The organism is Vreelandella venusta (assembly GCF_007989605.1).
GTDB lineage: Bacteria > Pseudomonadota > Gammaproteobacteria > Pseudomonadales > Halomonadaceae > Vreelandella > Vreelandella venusta.
Genome location: NZ_BJUL01000001.1, coordinates 453561 through 470517, shown reverse-complemented (window position 1 = coordinate 470517; position 16957 = coordinate 453561). Strand labels below are relative to the sequence as shown.

General features: G+C 50.9%; 13 protein-coding genes. 3 read left to right on the top strand and 10 right to left on the bottom strand.

Annotated elements, in window-relative coordinates; all coding sequences use genetic code 11:
* Positions 1–205 precede the first annotated feature (205 nt).
* From HVE01_RS02175 to HVE01_RS02165, 3 genes are all read right to left on the bottom strand, one after another.
* Positions 206–2227: a choice-of-anchor L domain-containing protein gene (locus tag HVE01_RS02175; protein ID WP_146942126.1), complete on the bottom strand. Its 2022-nt coding sequence runs from the start codon at positions 2225–2227 to the stop codon at positions 206–208.
* A 689-nt stretch (positions 2228–2916) separates the two neighbouring features.
* The gene (locus HVE01_RS02170) at positions 2917–3780 is read right to left on the bottom strand and encodes a DNA/RNA non-specific endonuclease (RefSeq protein ID WP_146942124.1); all 864 of its coding nucleotides are present in this window, start codon (positions 3778–3780) and stop codon (positions 2917–2919) included.
* Between the two features lie 62 nt (positions 3781–3842).
* The gene (locus tag HVE01_RS02165; protein WP_009721675.1) at positions 3843–4118 is read right to left on the bottom strand and encodes an Lrp/AsnC family transcriptional regulator; all 276 of its coding nucleotides are present in this window, start codon (positions 4116–4118) and stop codon (positions 3843–3845) included.
* Positions 4119–4373: 255 nt separating this feature from the next.
* Here HVE01_RS02165 and HVE01_RS02160 point away from each other — a divergent pair, with 255 nt between their 5' ends.
* Positions 4374–4688 carry a high-potential iron-sulfur protein gene (locus HVE01_RS02160; protein ID WP_125750195.1) on the top strand — a complete coding sequence of 105 codons (315 nt, stop codon included), beginning with the start codon at positions 4374–4376 and terminating at the stop codon, positions 4686–4688.
* Positions 4689–4767: 79 nt separating this feature from the next.
* Here the strand turns inward: HVE01_RS02160 and HVE01_RS02155 are convergent, their stop codons facing one another.
* The 5 genes from HVE01_RS02155 to HVE01_RS02135 form a co-directional block, all read right to left on the bottom strand.
* Positions 4768–6330: a SpoVR family protein gene (locus HVE01_RS02155; RefSeq protein WP_146942122.1), complete on the bottom strand. Its 1563-nt coding sequence runs from the start codon at positions 6328–6330 to the stop codon at positions 4768–4770.
* Positions 6331–6350: 20 nt separating this feature from the next.
* Positions 6351–7640 (bottom strand): YeaH/YhbH family protein, encoded by a 1290-nt coding sequence (locus HVE01_RS02150; protein ID WP_125750200.1) that lies wholly within the window; start codon positions 7638–7640, stop codon positions 6351–6353.
* Between the two features lie 19 nt (positions 7641–7659).
* Positions 7660–9582, bottom strand: a complete 1923-nt coding sequence (locus HVE01_RS02145; RefSeq protein WP_125750203.1) for a PrkA family serine protein kinase — start codon at positions 9580–9582, stop codon at positions 7660–7662.
* A 279-nt stretch (positions 9583–9861) separates the two neighbouring features.
* Entirely contained in the window at positions 9862–10905 is a 1044-nt protein-coding gene (locus HVE01_RS02140) for a threonine aldolase family protein (protein WP_038476998.1), read from the bottom strand.
* 151 nt (positions 10906–11056) lie between these two features.
* Positions 11057–13078 carry an NADPH-dependent 2,4-dienoyl-CoA reductase gene (locus tag HVE01_RS02135; protein ID WP_146942120.1) on the bottom strand — a complete coding sequence of 674 codons (2022 nt, stop codon included), beginning with the start codon at positions 13076–13078 and terminating at the stop codon, positions 11057–11059.
* Between the two features lie 192 nt (positions 13079–13270).
* Between HVE01_RS02135 and HVE01_RS02130 the strand changes: the two genes are divergently transcribed.
* Positions 13271–14188: a DMT family transporter gene (locus HVE01_RS02130; protein ID WP_125750209.1), complete on the top strand. Its 918-nt coding sequence runs from the start codon at positions 13271–13273 to the stop codon at positions 14186–14188.
* Between the two features lie 42 nt (positions 14189–14230).
* Complete coding sequence (locus HVE01_RS02125; protein WP_125750213.1) at positions 14231–15799, top strand: carbon-nitrogen hydrolase family protein; 1569 nt, start codon at positions 14231–14233, stop codon at positions 15797–15799.
* A gap of 68 nt (positions 15800–15867) precedes the next feature.
* Here the strand turns inward: HVE01_RS02125 and HVE01_RS02120 are convergent, their stop codons facing one another.
* Together HVE01_RS02120 and HVE01_RS02115 are read right to left on the bottom strand one after the other, a co-directional pair.
* Entirely contained in the window at positions 15868–16167 is a 300-nt protein-coding gene (locus tag HVE01_RS02120) for an MGMT family protein (protein ID WP_038477012.1), read from the bottom strand.
* Positions 16168–16194: 27 nt separating this feature from the next.
* A complete protein-coding gene (locus HVE01_RS02115) occupies positions 16195–16800 on the bottom strand; it encodes an FMN-dependent NADH-azoreductase (protein WP_146942118.1) in 606 nt (201 codons plus the stop codon).
* Between the last annotated feature and the right edge of the window lie 157 nt (positions 16801–16957).

Here is a 16957-nt window from a genome sequence, read left to right as displayed (position 1 = left end):
CACTGTAATGTTATTGACTCCCCCTCTCCCTCCTCATTTACACTTACTTCCCCTCTGACGTTTAAATCTCATATCTACCTGTCATGCCTCGATTCCCCTAGAGCGTTGGTGCTTGTTGGGCTGAAGATAAATAAAGCGACTACTCTTCTCGACCGTCGTCATTTTAGGAAGAATAGCCGCTTAGATTACGAACGAAGTTGCACTATCAGGCGAAGATAAAGCCTTCCGCCAGATACTTACTGTGCATTTCGTCGGATGAGGCGAAGTAAGCCATTACATCGCCCTGGCCAGCCTGCTCAGTGACCAGCACCTCAGACCAGTACTCAAGCCCTTCTGCATCGGGCGCACGGTCAAAGGTATTGTTATAAAGCACCATTAGGAAGTCATCAGCGTCTAGGTTATCACCATGCTCGCTGACAAACTCTTCCGATGCTAAGAAGTAGTCAGCCACCTCAAACAGACTGCTACCTTCGTCACGAATACCGGACCAGTACTCCAACCCTTCGGCATCCGCCTCGCGGTCAAACGCCATCTGGTAAAGCGCCTCAATAGCCGAAATCTCGACGCTATCGATTGCTTCACCCAGCTCCACAGAAACAACTGCTGATGCTGCTGCGCCTTGGCTACCGGCAATTGAATACTCGAAAGTATCGACAGCCGCTTCACCTTCTGCCAAAGCAGTAAACGCAGAACCTTGGTCATAAGTGAAGTCGCCATTTTCCTGCACAATCACACTCGCACCGGAGTCCAGCGTCATCGCCGTATTGAAAACAACATCCTGGCCATCAATGGCAGTGATGACAATTGCATCGTCCCCAGCTGCCTGATCAGCACCATTACCATTATCAGCAAACAGGTTGCCACTGGCCAACCAGCCAAAATGACCCGCCAGATCATCATTATTAGCCACTGGTTCTGGCTCTGGCTCTGGCTCTGGCTCTGGCTCTGGTTCTGGTTCTGGCTCTGGTTCTGGCTCTGGCTCTGGCTCTGGCTCTGGCTCTGGCTCTGGTTCTGGCTCTGGCTCTGGTTCTGGTTCTGGTTCTGGTTCTGGTTCCGGAGAAGTCTCATCAAGGGTGATCGTGGTTCCATCTTCAGCTTGTGTAAACACAAAGCTATCTGGATCATCCAAGTCAGCAAACGTCAGCGTCGTATCATTTTCCCCGTCCTGATTAGAATCAATATCTAAAATCACTGACCCAAGGCTAAATGTCACATCTGACACATCAAAAAAGCTATCTTTAACAACTACTTTGTCATTCGTCTCAAAGCCAACAATGACATCACCATTCAACTCAGCAGTACTGCCTGTGACGATATTTGCCTGCTCATTCAACGTGACTTCTTCTGCAGCCACGGTTGTAGTGACGTTACCTTCAGTATCCGGAACCAATGCACTTAGCACACCACCGCCCGAGCCTCCCCCGCTAATCAGAGAGAGATCAGATACAAAAAGCCCTGAATCCAGAATGAGATCACCAGTATCAGCGATACCAATCTTGATGGTATTTTCGCCTTGCTGCAGGGGAGCACGAACGACAATCTCTCTGCTGAAGCCGTCCCACTCAATTGCATAAGGAGAACTAAGTTGGTTGCTATTATCAACAAATACACCTGACTCAAGGTTATCTGAAATAACACTTAGCGGTTTATCCGTCGCAGCAAACTCAGCGTAGTTAACGCCGTTGACATATAAAGCAGCAATATCTACATAGTCACTGTCAACAAATTCTGGGAACTCTTCTGAGCCAAATACAAGGCTTGCACGAAGTGTATCCACATCCGGGTCATTAACATTTACCGTAAACTCAATCACTGACGCATCGTTTGTGCTACCCGCTCCTGGGAATGCTTCAAGTGCCGTTTCGGTTAGATCTGAGTCTCCTGGCTCTCCGTGATTTACACTATCCCCAGTCGTGGTATTCTCTGAGCCTGGGAACCCACCTGTCGACAACATAATACCCTGACCATATTGGTAGGCTGGCAACTCAAAACCTTCTTCTGGCAGAATTTCAAAGTTATCAACCCAAAACGCAGCATTACTTGAGCCGGTATAGGTAACGTTAGTTGCTAGCCCCCCTCCCAGAACTTTGTTAACTGCATCAGCTGCAATATCTGAAGCTGTAGCCTCTTCCGCCTGAGTCATTAGATCGTGGAAACTTAGATAATAACTCGCCAACAGTTCATCATCCAGCGCGGAAAATTCATACTCTTCTTTTTTTACAGTCACTTACCTATCCCCTCCAGTACTGATCCATTAGCATGATTGCTCAGAACACACCGCATAAATATATGCTTAATCAAGAGTGAAGATGTATAGCCCAAATGGGCATTCAAATATTAGCAACAACCATGCCACTACCGCCATATCAACCTGTAAGAATAATTAGTCTAACTTAGACAAAATACATAAAATTCAGCCCACCAAGAAGTTCAGATTGAATATGGCTTGCCAGCGAGCGCTTGTGTTATGCCGATGTAGCTATGATGTAGCTATCCACGTCACGTAAAAACGCTTGTCGTAGTCACGAGGGGAACGGCTGATAATGCCTAGAAAGAAGTGCTGGGTAAGTAGCTATCTTTTTTTATGATCGTTGTTTATTTTAAGACAAGTGTTCAAATAAGTTCTGGGGCCTCCATGCAATAAAAACGGCTACTCTATCTCAACACGAGTCAAGAAGAAGAGTAGCCGTTTAAATTACTGTCCAAGTTGCACTATCAGGCAAAGATAAAACTTTCTGTCAGCCCATCAGCATCCATCTCGCTGTCAAACACCCCTAGCCAGGAAGAGCTAGGCGAGACAGATAGACGAGACAGCTAGACGAAAGAACTAAACGAGATTGCCGTCGCGTTAAGCCTATGTCCTCGAAAGCACTTTGACTTTAAATGCCTTGACTTTAAATGCTTCAATTAGACAAATTACTGGAAACGCCCAGGACGTCGCGCTACTTCTTCTAGCGCCCAGCCTTGAGTACGCAATTGCCCTTCCAGAACAGCTTCACGCTCTGCCGCTAAATCAGGGAAGAAATTCAGCCCTGTGCGCGACTCTATCTCATCGATAGTCACCAGATAATCGGCTAACGACTCATTACCACGAACGTCCTGCGGCATAATAAAGGCAAGCGCCAACGGCGCCTCTTCACTCGGCACAACGATAATCTTATAAAACGCTTCTGGCACTTCCACAAAACCAACGCGATTAAACGCATTGTCCATGAAGTGCTCAGGAAAAATAGGCCCAGTAATCACCTGTAAGCGATCAAAGCGCGGCGCAAAATGGTCCATCACCGACTCTTCAAGGCGCTGCCAAAGCTGGCGATTCAAGTTAGGCCGCTGAGGCGTCATATTACTCATCAAGAAGGTATCGACCTGAGCGTTACGACCATGCACCGCTGCAATGGCATAGTTAGGTGCTAAGTGTCCGCGATCATAACCACTGCCGGAATAGCTATCAGTACCTACTGGCCATAACGTGCGCCAGTCAGCTTTAAAATTAGGCCGCGGGCCAATACGAGTATCATCGGGCACCGCTTCGACTTGATAGCTGACCCAAAGTGGGTTTACCCGCACATCAGACCATCCCGCTAAAAAGCCATCGTTTCTCAGCACACGGTGAAATGTTGTTAGCTGAAACCCATCCCAGGTAGGCACGCCCATCCAGGTATAATCATTCTGATGCTGACGTTCCTGAAACTCCCAAAGCCCCGTTCCTACTACGACAAAAAGCACAGCGATACCCAGGCGTTTTCCCCGACGACGCCAGCGCGAAAGCGATTTTCCCAACAGCCTTACTCCCTACAATAATGATTCTGCATCCTGCTTTTTTATATCAGCTAATTTGCCGGTTACCAGCCCAGGGAAAACATCGTTTCTAGGTCGTGACGGGAGTGTACCTGCATCGCATTGAGTGTTTCGGTATCGCTAATACCCTCGACAGCATTTAGTCGTTCTGTGACCAGTTCAGCAAGGCTTTCAAAATCAGGGGTACGGGCTATCGCGACCAAATCATAGCGACCACACGTCGAATAGACTTCGCTAATACCGTCTACATCAGCAAGGCGCTCAGCGACTGCTTTTACCTGGCCTTTCTCAGTATTGATTAAAATCACAGCGTTTTGCATGACACCCCCAAAGTAGCGTTAACAATCTAATCAGCAACCAGAGGCGAGTATAACAGGCTGCTTGCCAAGACCAAGCACCGCTCAGTGACGTGGTTAATTGTCGCGCTTTTCATAAGGTTATTCGCACTAATTTTGAGCATGCGCTAGCATGGCTTAGAGAACTCCGGTTTCTTAGTTTTGTCGGAGTATTAGAGGTGGATCACCACCCAACAACATAAGCAAAAAAACGTCAAACCGTGACGCTAAGGAGACACCATGGCTAATCAGAGCCGTCGTAAGTTCATGCGTAATAGCGTAATGGGCCTAGCCGCCCTGCCATTGGGTGTAGGTATCCTGTCAAAGACTGCTTTTGCCCAGGAACTGCCGCGCCTTGATCCCTCCAACTCTACTGCCCAGGCGCTTAATTACGTTGCGGCAGCCAGTGACGCAAGCGACCATCCAGCCTATGAGGAAGGTGAGTTGTGTTCAAATTGCATGTTCTTTAATGCAGAAACTGAAGGCTGCCAACTATTCCCGCAAAATAGCGTTGAGCCGGGAGGCTGGTGCCAGTCCTGGACTGCCAAAGGCTAACGTTAGTCGCCGGCAGGGCTTGGTAAAATAGCCAAGCTTTACCACTACCCCGCGTTTACTGCGGGGTAGTTAGTTAGCCTTAACTCACCTCTTTGTTTTCCTCCTCAATCGGCCACTGGTAACGGCGCGTCACACGGCCCTCTTCCATTGAGATTAAATGCACCGGGAATCCCCATAGTTGCTGCAAGTGGCGAATCACCGGATACACGCTGCGGCCAAGGGGCCGACGACTATCTTGTACATGATGTAACGTCAGCGAACGATCCCCACGTATGGCCGCTTCGACAACTTGGATATTGGGCTCACGCACCGATAACGCATATTGAGTTGAAAGTGCTTCGCGTACTCGCCGATACCCCCGTTCATTATGAATTGCTGCGACTTCCAGTGTTTCCACCTGATCATCATCAACAATTAAGAACAGCTTGAGATCGCGCATTACCTTGGGGGATAAAAACTGCTGAATAAACGATTCATCCTTGAAGTTTCGCATTGCAAACTCAACGGTATCGCGCCACGGGCTACCCGCAATATCGGGAAACCACTCCCGGTCTTCATCCGTTGGCGCATCACAAATCCGCTTAATATCCATAAAGATCGCAAACCCTAGCGCGTAGGGATTAAGACCGCTGTAGTGAGGGCTATCAAACCCTGGCTGATTGATAACCGCGGCATGGGATTGCAAAAACTCCAGCATCAAGCCTTCATCGACTTTCCCTTCATCGTATAAACGATTCATCAGCGTATAGTGCCAGAAACACGCCCACCCTTCGTTCATCACCTGGGTTTGCCTCTGGGGATAAAAGTACTGCGCCAGCTTACGAACGATACGTACAATTTCGCGCTGCCAGGGAGCTAGAAGTGGCGCATTTTTCTCAATAAAGTAGAGCAAGTTTTCCTGTGGCTCTGAGGGATAAATACCACCGCTATGCAGGCCAAGTGGATCTGCCTCACTGTGTAAACTACCCGGCAGTGGAGTAACGCCATCGGGCGCGTCAGGAATCGTGCGCCACAACATATTGACCTGGGTTTGCAGGTAAGCTTCGCGCTCTTCCTGACGCCTTACCTCTTCTTCAGCAGAAATAGGTGAGGGCCGCTTGTAACGGTCTACACCGTAGTTTTGGAGAGCGTGACAGGCATCTAACAATTGCTCCACGGCATGGACACCGTGGCGCTCTTCACACTGCGCAATATACTTACGAGCAAATACTAGGTAATCAACGATGGAATCGGCATCGGTCCAGGCGCGGAACAAGTAATTGCCTTTAAAGAAAGAGTTATGTCCATAGCAGGCATGCGCAATGACCAATACCTGCATCATTAACGTGTTCTCTTCCATTAGATAGGCAATACATGGATTGGAGTTGATCACCAGCTCATAGGCAAGCCCCATCTGGCCGCGCTTGTAGGCTTGCTCAACGGCAAGAAACTGCTTACCAAACGACCAGTGATGATAACCTACCGGCATCCCTACGCTCGCGTAGGCATCCATCATCTGTTCAGTGGTAATCACTTCTATTTGATTGGGATAAGTATCTAGGCGGTACTCATCAGCGAGCCTGGCGAGTTCCTCGTCGAAGCGTTCCAACACACTAAAATTCCAGTCGGAACCGGTCGCTATTGGCTTACGGGCTACACTCATGGCGTACTCCTCGGTTCACGTTACTGCTCTTGACTCAACCGACGTTTAAACAGCTCACGGAAGACAGGGTAGATATCCCCAGCATCAACAATTTGGCGCATTGCAAACCGTTCGGGGAACTGTGCGGCGACCGCTTCATATTCATGCCACAGCGATTGATGCTCATGAGGAGTAATTTCCACATATGCGTAGTACTGCAACTGCGGCATAAGCTGTTTAACCAGTAAGTCCCGGCAAATATTCGAGTCATCATCCCAGTTATCGCCGTCCGATGCCTGGGCGACATAGAGATTCCACTGTCCAGCGGGGTAGCGTTTTTCGATGATTTTATTTACCAGGGTGAGTGCGCTGGAAACAATGGTGCCACCGGTTTCTCGAGAGTAGAAAAACTCCTCCTCGCTAACCTCTCTCGCAGCCGTGTGGTGGCGCACAAACACCAGCTCTACTTTTTCGTAATGCTTTTCCAAAAACAAATAGAGCAGTAAGAAAAAGCGTTTAGCGATATCTTTGTGGTTTTGCGTCATAGAACCAGAAACGTCCATGACACAGAACATCACCGCCTGGCTCGAAGGCTGAGGCTGCGCTGCCAACTGGTGGTAACGCAGATCATAAGTGTCAATAAATGGCACCGCCTCAATACGCTTTTCCAAACGCTCTATTTCTGCCTTTAGCTCAACTACTCTCGCAGGGTTGCGCAGTACCGGGTCCTTGCGCTCTTCTGCTGCGAGCGCCTCTTGAGCCTCTTTCAACGCTCGCTTAATAGGGGCACGCATGGCAATACGGCGTGCGTAAGCTTCCCGCATTGATCGGGTAATGCTAATTCGCGACGGCACTCCGTCACGCGCAAGCCCCGCACGCACCATTTTTATCTCTTCGAGTGACTTCAGTGGCTTGCGCTGCAAATGGGGCAACTCAAGACCATCAAATACAAACTCCAAAAACTCCTCACGGCTTAGGGTAAATGCAAACTCGTCGTCACCCTCGCCTTGATTGGAAGCCCCGCCTTCGCCCGCCCCCTCGCCACCGCCCTGACCACCAGGGCGGCGAATTTTATCGCCTTCTAAAAACTCCTTGTTGCCGGGCGATACAATATTGCGCGCGCCACCCGGGCCATGTTGAAACACCGGCTCAGAGATATCCTTGGTAGGAATGGATACCTTTTCCCCTCGCTCCATATCAGTAATGGAGCGGCGGTTAACCGCCTCCTCCACCGAGCGCTTGATATGTTTGCGATAACGTTCCAAAAAGCGCTGCCGATTGACCGCGCTTTTGTGCTTAGCGTTAGGCCTTCGATCAATAAAGTAGGTCATACGACCTCCCGATTATCCGCTACTGGGACTTGCGCACGCGTAGATACCACTCGGAAAGCAGCCGAACCTGTTTCTCGGTATAGCCACGATCCACCATGCGCGCCACAAAGTCCTCGTGCTTCTTCTGATCCGACTTCGACGCCTTCGCATTAAACGAAATAACCGGTAATAGCTCTTCAGTGTTAGCAAACATCTTATGCTCGATAACGCCTTTGAGCTTTTCATAAGACTGCCAACTGGGGTTCATACCATTGTTTTGCGCACGCGCCCGCAATACGAAATTAACCACTTCATGACGGAAGTCTTTCGGGTTAGAGATACCTGCTGGTTTCTCAATTTTTTCGAGCTCGTCATTGAGTGACTGGCGGTTCAACAATTCGCCCGTTTCGGGGTCGCGATACTCCTGATCTTGAATCCAGAAATCCGCGTAGGTTACGTAGCGATCAAAGATGTTCTGCCCATACTCGCTATAAGATTCCAGATACGCCGTTTGGATTTCCTTACCAATGAAATCGACATAGCGCGGTGCCAGAAACTCTTTGATAAAGCCGATATAGCGTTCAAATACCTCTGAAGGCAGTTGCTCCCGCTCTAATGCTTGCTCTAGCACATACAGCAAATGCACAGGGTTCGCGGCAACTTCAGTGCCATCGAAGTTAAACACTTTAGAAAGTATCTTGAAGGCGAAACGGGTAGACAATCCCTGCATGCCTTCATCCACCCCCGCCGCATCACGATACTCTTGGATCGACTTTGCTCGAGGATCGGTGTCTTTCAGGTTTTCGCCATCATAGACGCGCATCTTGGAGTAGATGCTGGAGTTTTCTGGCACTTTTAGCCGCGAAAGCACCGAGAACTGCGCCAGCATGCGCAGCGTATCAGGCGCGCAAGGGGCGGCATTAAGCGAGGAGTCTTCGAGCAGTTTTTGGTAAATCTTGATTTCTTCAGAGACCCGCAGACAGTAAGGCACTTTGACGATATAGACACGATCCAAAAATGCTTCGTTGTTGCGGTTATTGCGAAATGCCTGCCATTCCGATTCATTCGAGTGGGCTAAAATCACCCCGTCAAAAGGAATCGCCCCCATGCCTTCTGTAGGGTTGTAGTTACCTTCTTGAGTGGCGGTAAGTAATGGATGCAGCACCTTAATCGGTGCTTTAAACATCTCGACGAACTCCATAAGCCCTTGGTTAGCGCGGCAGAGCCCGCCAGAGAAGCTATAGGCATCGGGGTCATCTTGCGAGTAAAGCTCCAACTGACGAATATCGACTTTACCCACTAACGACGAGATATCCTGGTTATTTTCATCGCCAGGCTCAGTTTTGGAGATGGCAATTTGATTTAACCGCGAGGGATAAAGGCGCACCACCCGGAACTGAGAAATATCGCCGCCTGCCTCTTTTAAGCGTTTCGCCGCCCATGGCGACATTACACTGCGCAGATAGCGCTGGGGAATACCGTACTCTTGTTCCAGAAGCTCACCATCTTCTTCCGGCGAAAAAAGCCCTAGCGGTGATTCATACACCGGTGAGTCTTTAATGGCATAGAACGGGATACGTTCCATCAACAGCTTCAAGCGCTCAGCCAGCGACGATTTACCGCCACCTACTGGTCCCAGTAAATAGAGAATTTGCTTACGCTCTTCTAACCCCTGCGCGGCATGACGGAAGTACGACACAATTTGCTCGATAGCTTCTTCCATACCATGAAATTCAGCAAAAGCAGGATAGCGGCGAATCACCTTGTTCGAGAAAATGCGTGATAGACGCGGGTCTTTCGCCGTGTCGATCACTTCAGGCTCGCCAATGGCTTCCAGCATACGCTCTGCGGCGCTGGCATAAACCTTTGGATCACGGCGACAAAGCGCCAAATACTCCTCTAGGCTCATGTCCTCTTGCTGAACGCGGGCAAATCGGTCTTGAACGTGATCAAAGATGCTCATGGAACTCTCCTGTGGCCCATCCCCCAGCAGCTACCGCCAAGCCCAAACATCAAGCGGTGCGCAATACGAGGTGTTGCTCTATCAGCGTAGTCAGCATTAGCAAAAAGTGATGACTAAACCTTCAACGCACAATGTTTAATAATTTGAGCACAGCAGGAGAGATTAAGTTGCGTTGAATATGCGATGGCCTTAAAAACAGCGTTCAGAGCGCACAGCGCCGCCTGAAAGGCGGCGCAATGGCGGGCAACAACGCGTCGAGAAGGTACAGTTTAGGCAGTATTATCCCAGTACTTCTTTTACATCTGCCAACAGTTGATCCAGCAATTCAACGGTAGTGTTCCAAGCGCATACAAAACGCGCACCACCCGCTCCAATAAAGGTATAGAAGGTCCAGCCTTTGGCTTTCAACGCCTCGATAGCATGAGGAGGAAACTCAACGAAAACACTATTCGCCTGGGTCGGAAACATCAGTGAAACGCCAGGAAGTGCTTGCAGCCCTTCGGATAAATACCGTGCCATGGCATTGGCATGCTCAGCGTTGGTTAACCACGCGCCGCTTTCCAACAACCCTAGCCATGGGGCAGAAACGTAGCGCATTTTCGAAGCCAGTTGACCTGCCTGTTTGCAACGGTAGGAAAAGTCCTCAGCCAAGTCACGGTTGAAAAACAGAATCGCCTCACCAAACGCTAGCCCGTTTTTGGTCCCTGAAAAGCACAACGCATCGACGCCTACCTGCCACGTTAGCTCGGCGGGGCTTGCATTAAGACCAGCGCAGGCATTGGCGAACCGCGCGCCGTCCATATGTAAGCGTAAATCGTGCTTGTCTGCCATGGCGCGTATTGCCAGTAACTCTTCCCGAGAGTAGACCGTGCCAACTTCTGTCGCTTGGGTAAGCGACACTACTTTAGGCTTGGGATAGTGAATATCACTACGCTTAGTGACCAGCGCTTCAATGCCCTGGGGCGTTAGTTTGCCGTTAGCCCCTGGCGAGGTCAGCAGCTTCGCGCCGTTAGAAAAGAACTCAGGGCCACCACACTCATCGGTTTCAATGTGGGCCAATTCATGACAAATAACGCTGTGGTAGCTGCGCCCCATTGCAGAAAGTGCCAGTGAGTTTGCTGCAGTACCGTTAAACACAAAAAAGACATCGCAATCGTAGTCAAACATTTCGCGAAAACGATCTGCGGCACGGGCAGTCCAACGGTCATTGCCGTAGGCCAAATCATCAGCTTGATTGGCTTCAAGCAGGTATTCCATAGCCTCTGGGCAGATACCCGAGGTGTTGTCACTGGCTAAAAATCGTGGGGTACACTCCGAGGTCATGACGATAGTCCTTTTATCTGACGATCTTACGGCGCAAGCTGGGTGCCACTTGCGCCTTAATTTGTTAACTGCGGTTAACAGCTATCTTGATCGACCAGTCTATCGCCATTGCAACGCTTACGTCACCCGCCTAACTCGCTTGGTCCTATCGCTACAGAGAAGCGGCAAGACGAGTGCCTTGATCGATAGCTCGTTTAGCGTCTAGCTCTGCAGCTTCATCGGCGCCGCCAATCACATGAAAGCATGCTCCCACCTGACTTAAGGGCGCGATAAGCTCGCGAACCGACTCCTGCCCGGCGCATACCACGACCGTGTCCACCGCCAGCACCTGCTCTTCGCCTTCGCGGCGAATGTGAAGACCGGCATCATCGATTTTCAAATACTCGCAGCCAGTCAGGGTTTTAACTCCCCGCTGTTTTAGTGATGCACGATGCACCCAACCCGAGGTTTTGCCCAGGTTCTTACCTGGCTTAGAGCTTTTGCGCTGAAGCATAATAATGTCACGGGGAGACGCTGGCGGCATTGGCGGCTTTAGACCACCACGATCGCCTACGGCAAGGTCTACGCCCCACTCATCACACCAAGCGGCCACATCCATTTCAGAATGCCCCTGGTCCGCGAGCAGCTCTGATACATCAAAACCAATACCACCAGCGCCAATCACGGCTACGCGCTGGCCCACACGTTCAGGATGCTCAATCGCTTCAGCGTAGCTAAGCACACTGGCATGGTCGGCCCCCGGTAGCGCAAGTTCACGGGGGGTAACGCCGGTGGCAATCACCACCTCGTCAAATTCAGCTAGTGTATCGAGGGTAGCCGCCGTATTTAGGCGAACATCTACCGCGTGTTTTTCTAACATCACCCGGAAGTAGCGCAACGTTTCGTTGAACTCCTCTTTACCGGGAATTTTACGGGCGTAATTAAACTGCCCACCCAACTCACTACGTCGCTCAAACAGCACCACGTGATGCCCCCGACTAGCAGCGGCCACAGCGGTGGCAAGCCCCGCAGGACCGCCGCCGACAACCGCTACCTGCTTGGGTGTTTGCGTGGGTTCGAGTGTCAGCTCGGTTTCATGACACGCCCTTGGGTTAACCAAGCATGATGTGAGCTTGCCCATAAAGGTGTGGTCTAGGCAGGCTTGGTTACAGGCAATACAGGTATTAATTTCATCTGAAAGGCCCGCCTCGGCTTTACGCACCCATTCAGGGTCAGCCAAAAACGGGCGTGCCATCGACACCATATCCGCATGCCCATCAGCCAACACACGCTCCGCGACCTCGGGCATATTGATACGGTTGGTGGTAATCAGCGGGATGGATAGTGCTGCTTTAATGCGCTTTGTAACTTCGGTAAACGCTGCCCGAGGCACGCTGGTTACAATGGTTGGTACTCGGGCTTCGTGCCAGCCAATACCTGTGTTGATCACATTCGCGCCTGCGGCTTCAATGGCTTGACCAAGTTGCACCACTTCTTCCCACGTACTGCCTTCTTCCACCAGATCAATCATCGATAGGCGAAAGATAATCAAAAAACGCTCGCCCACTGCCGCGCGAATGCGTTTCACAATTTCGATTGGGAAGCGAATACGTCGCTCAAAATCACCGCCCCACTCATCATCACGCTGATTGGTGCGACGACAAATAAACTGGTTGATCAAATAACCTTCAGAGCCCATTACCTCAACACCGTCATAGCCCGCCTGCTGGGCAAGCTGCGCACAGCGCACATAGTCGTCTATCTGCTGCTCAACGTCGTCGCTTGAAAGTGCCCGAGGCATAAACGGGTTGATTGGCGCCTGCAGCGCAGAGGGCGCTACCAGCTCTGGCGAGTAAGCATAGCGACCAGCATGGAGAATCTGCATACACAAATGCCCGCCCGCTTCATGCACGGCCTCTACCACCCCACGATGTTCCGCTAACTGGCTCTCATCGGTAAGGGCATTTGCCCCTTGGAACACAGCGCCTTCAGCATTAGGAGCAATACCGCCGGTTACAATCAGGCTAACCCCCGCACGAGCCCGCTCAGCATAGAAAGCTGCTAGACGCTCAAAACCATTGGGAGCTTCTTCTAAATTGGTGTGCATTGAGCCCATCAACACACGATTAGGTAGCGTTAAGTGGCCAACGGTCAGTGGTCGAAATAGATGCGGGTAAGCGGGCGTATGATTCATCACGGTACTCCTTTATATTTTTAACAACATTCAAACAAGCGTATGACATACATCGTCCCACGTACAGTCCTTTACTCCCCTTAATCTGTCACCCTTTAGCCGCCTTGCGAAACCATCAACCTTTGTGGCAAAGCACTTGCTCCTCTTGCGAAAGCACGTCACATTACCAGGCTAACGATAAGGGAACGCGCTATGCCATTGATTTACTTTTTACCGCCACTAGCCACTGTGTTGATTTGGTCAGGGAACATGACGATTAACCAATTAACAGTGGGTACCATTGCGCCTAGCAGTATTGCTTTTCTACGCTGGCTGCTGGCGCTGGCGATAATGACACCGTTTGTGCTTCCCGCGGCCTTACGTCATCGCGATGAAATACGCCGCCACTGGCCGAAACTGGCGTTGCTGGGGCTACTTGGCATGGGGCTGTGGCAAGGCTTGGCGTATATGGCAGCGGAAACAACAACTGCCACCAATATGGGTATTTTGGCTGCCATGGTGCCGCTTCTCACCGTACTATTAAGCGCACTGATCTTGCGCGAGCCGCCTACCTTAGGCGGTATTGTCGGGGGCGTTCTGGCATTCGTTGGCGTCACGGTACTGCTTGGGCGAGGCAACCCTTTGTCTCTGCTGCAACTCCAGGTAGCCACCGGTGACGCATTAATGGTGGTTGCTGCCACCTGCTACGCCCTTTACGGCGTAATGCTGAAGCGCTGGGCGATGAACCTCCCCCCTTGGGTTATGCTCTATGCCCAAGTCTGTTTTGCGGTTCTATTTCTACTACCCCCCTATTTAATGGGCCCTATGACCCCCGTCGATAGCCACAATATCGGGTTAATTCTTTACGCAGGCATTCCCGCCTCCATCATTACCACGTTCTTATGGATGCGCGCGGTACGCCAAATCGGCGCGAACCAGTCGAGTATCTTTATCAACTTAATGCCACTATTTAGCGCCCTGATTGCCATGGCATTTTTAGGCGAGCAAGTGGCCGGGTTCCACTTTATGGGTGGGCTACTCATTCTTGCCGGGGTCATTATGGCGCAAACGTTGACACGCCCCCTGGTGCGCCCTATTGCGGCGGATAAAACGAGCAATGCACAGCAATGATACAATAGGCCACCTTCATTCGACGGCCGGGAACCCCTGAACATGTCCTTAGAAGAACTGCACCTTAATCTTCGCAACCTCACCAGCGATGACTACGACCAGCTCAAAACGCTGATGGATGCGGTATATCACGACATCGGCGGTGCGTGGCCAAAGCACACTATTGACAAGCTCATTGAGGAATTCCCTGATGGCCAAATTGCCATTGAGGACGATGGTGCGCTAGTGGGCGTTGCGCTAACGGTTCAGGTCGATTACGACGAGTTTTCCAACCCGCATAAATATGACGACCTGATCGGCCATCGTGAAACTATCCTTAACGACCAAGATGGCGATGCCATGTACGGGCTGGATGTGTTGATCCACCCCGACTACCGTGGCTATCGCTTAGGTCGGCGCTTATACGAAGCCCGCAAAGAGCTGTGCCGCTCGCACAACCTGCGTGCCATTCTGGCAGGTGGACGCATTCCCGAGTACCACCAGTACGCCCAAGAACTGACCCCAGCAGAGTACATCGAAAAAGTCTCTCGCAAAGAGATCTACGACCCGATTTTGTCGTTCCAATTGGCTAACGACTTCCAAGTAAAACGCTTACTGCGTAAATATTTGCCGGAAGATGAGCAGTCCCGCGGCTATGCCACGCTGTTGGAGTGGAACAACATCCTGTTCGAGCCTGCTGAGAGCGTGCTAGATACCCGCCCGACTCAAGTACGAGTGGGCGCAGTACAGTGGCAAATGCGTGAGTTCGCTTCCGTGGAAGCAGCCCTGCAACAAATTGAGTACTTTGTTGACGCATTATCAGATTATCAAAGTGACTTTGCGGTATTCCCGGAGTTGTTCAATGCGCCACTGATGGGCCTACAAGACCGCTCGGCCCAGCAGGATCAAATGGGCGCGATTCGCTTTTTAGCGGGCTTCACCGAGCGTTTTAAAAGCGAGCTTTCGCGGATGGCGGTGTCGTATAACATCAACATCGTTGGTGGTTCGATGATTGAAGTCGGTGACGATGACCGGCTATACAACATTGCCTATTTATTCCACCGGGATGGCAAAATCGAAAAGCAGTCGAAGCTGCATATCACCCCCCAAGAGCGCCGCGACTGGGTGATCGAAGGGGGTGATAACCTGCAGGTCTTTGACACCGATGCAGGTCGCGTGGGCATTTTGATTTGCTACGACGTTGAGTTCCCGGAACTTGGCCGCCTGCTAGCCGATCAGGATATGGATATACTGTTTGTACCGTTCTGGACAGACACCAAAAACGGCTATCTGCGAGTACGCCACTGCGCCCAAGCAAGAGCCATTGAAAACGAGTGCTATGTAGTACTGTGTGGCAGCGTCGGCAACTTACCTTCGATCGAGAACCTGGATATCCAGTATGCTCAATCAGCCGTGTTCTCACCGTCAGACTTCGCTTTCCCCCACGATGCAGTACTGGCGGAAACCACGCCTAACACCGAAATGATCTTCTTCTCGGACCTAGACCTAACGCGCCTTACCGTTGTGCGTGCCGAAGGCTCAGTCACCAACTTGAAAGATCGTCGCAAAGATTTATTTGACCTACGCTGGCGCGACTGGTCCTGGAAGTCTGGGGCTAATCTGGAAGAGTAAATCAATAACGCCGCCGAATGAACTGGCACTCAATAGTTGGGCGGCGTTATTTTTACAGCGCTTCTGGCTCAATCAGGCCAGACAAGATGAGCAGGAACGCGCCCTTTGCTATCAAACATAACGCCTTCATCGCGCAATTTCTGATGCTGGCGGTCAGCACCGCCGTGGTCGGCTAGCGTTAGTGATGCAGCAATGACGCGATGCCAGGGTAGCTGATGCCCTTCTGGTAAGTGGCGCATCGCCGAGCCAACCATGCGCGGCGTAGCGCCCTCCGTCATCGCCGCGATACGCCCATAGGTGGTTACCCGCCCAGCAGGAATCTGATCAACAATGGTATAAATTTGTTCGAGCAGTTCTGGGCGTGGCATTATCACCTCTTTTAAATCAACGTATTACTAGAGTGTTTCGACCAGTTGATCGATCGCTTGGAACGCTTCTTTTAGCGCAGCATCACGCTGAGCGTCACCCATATTCAAGCCTTCCGCAAAAACAACATCCACATCGCTAATGCCCATTAAACCGAGCATGGCTTTAAGGTGTGGCGTTTGGCTGTCTAATTCAGTCCCTGCGTACTGACCACCGCGAGCCGCTAAAATAATCGCACGCTTACCTTCAAGCAAACCCTGCGGACCATTTTCAGTGTAACGGAAAGTTTCGCCAGCGCGCAGCACGCGGTCAAACCACGCTTTCAACTGGGACGGAATACCTAAATTATACAGCGGCACCGCCAGTACTAAGACATCACTCGCCCGTAGCTCTGCCAACAGTTCGTCAGAGTGAGCTGCTAATGCTTGTTGATCGGCGTTGCGCTCGTTGGCTGGCGTCTGCCATGCACCGAGCTCTTCGATCGCAAGGTGCGGTAACGCGTTAGCCACCACATCACGCTGAGTAACCGCTACATCATGAGCTTCCGTTTTGGTTTTAAAATGGTTGGCTAACGCATTGGACTGGCCGTTTTCGCCTAAAATAGAAGAAGTTACAAGCAGCGCACGTGTGGTCATGGATAATTTCCTAACGTATTAGTGGGAACTCTGGTGACTATTTTACGGCGCTTTTCGATTAAAAAAAGTGCAACGTTTCCCCTGTTTTATTCGAAAAAATAGAATACATAGACAACAAAAAGCCCCGCCCTGCGGTGCTCGCAGTAGCGGGGCCTTT

Bases quoted from the DNA above. Each gene is read 5' to 3' on its own strand.
- HVE01_RS02115 (WP_146942118.1), bottom strand. From the start codon at position 16,800: ATGACCACACGTGCGCTGCTTGTAACTTCTTCTATTTTAGGCGAAAAC.
- HVE01_RS02130 (WP_125750209.1), top strand. From the start codon at position 13,271: ATGCCATTGATTTACTTTTTACCGCCACTAGCCACTGTGTTGATTTGG.
- HVE01_RS02165 (WP_009721675.1), bottom strand. From the start codon at position 4,118: ATGCAAAACGCTGTGATTTTAATCAATACTGAGAAAGGCCAGGTAAAA.
- HVE01_RS02155 (WP_146942122.1), bottom strand. From the start codon at position 6,330: ATGAGTGTAGCCCGTAAGCCAATAGCGACCGGTTCCGACTGGAATTTT.
- HVE01_RS02125 (WP_125750213.1), top strand. From the start codon at position 14,231: ATGTCCTTAGAAGAACTGCACCTTAATCTTCGCAACCTCACCAGCGAT.
- HVE01_RS02150 (WP_125750200.1), bottom strand. From the start codon at position 7,640: ATGACCTACTTTATTGATCGAAGGCCTAACGCTAAGCACAAAAGCGCG.
- HVE01_RS02145 (WP_125750203.1), bottom strand. From the start codon at position 9,582: ATGAGCATCTTTGATCACGTTCAAGACCGATTTGCCCGCGTTCAGCAA.
- HVE01_RS02140 (WP_038476998.1), bottom strand. From the start codon at position 10,905: ATGACCTCGGAGTGTACCCCACGATTTTTAGCCAGTGACAACACCTCG.
- HVE01_RS02160 (WP_125750195.1), top strand. From the start codon at position 4,374: ATGGCTAATCAGAGCCGTCGTAAGTTCATGCGTAATAGCGTAATGGGC.
- HVE01_RS02135 (WP_146942120.1), bottom strand. From the start codon at position 13,078: ATGAATCATACGCCCGCTTACCCGCATCTATTTCGACCACTGACCGTT.
- HVE01_RS02120 (WP_038477012.1), bottom strand. From the start codon at position 16,167: ATGCCACGCCCAGAACTGCTCGAACAAATTTATACCATTGTTGATCAG.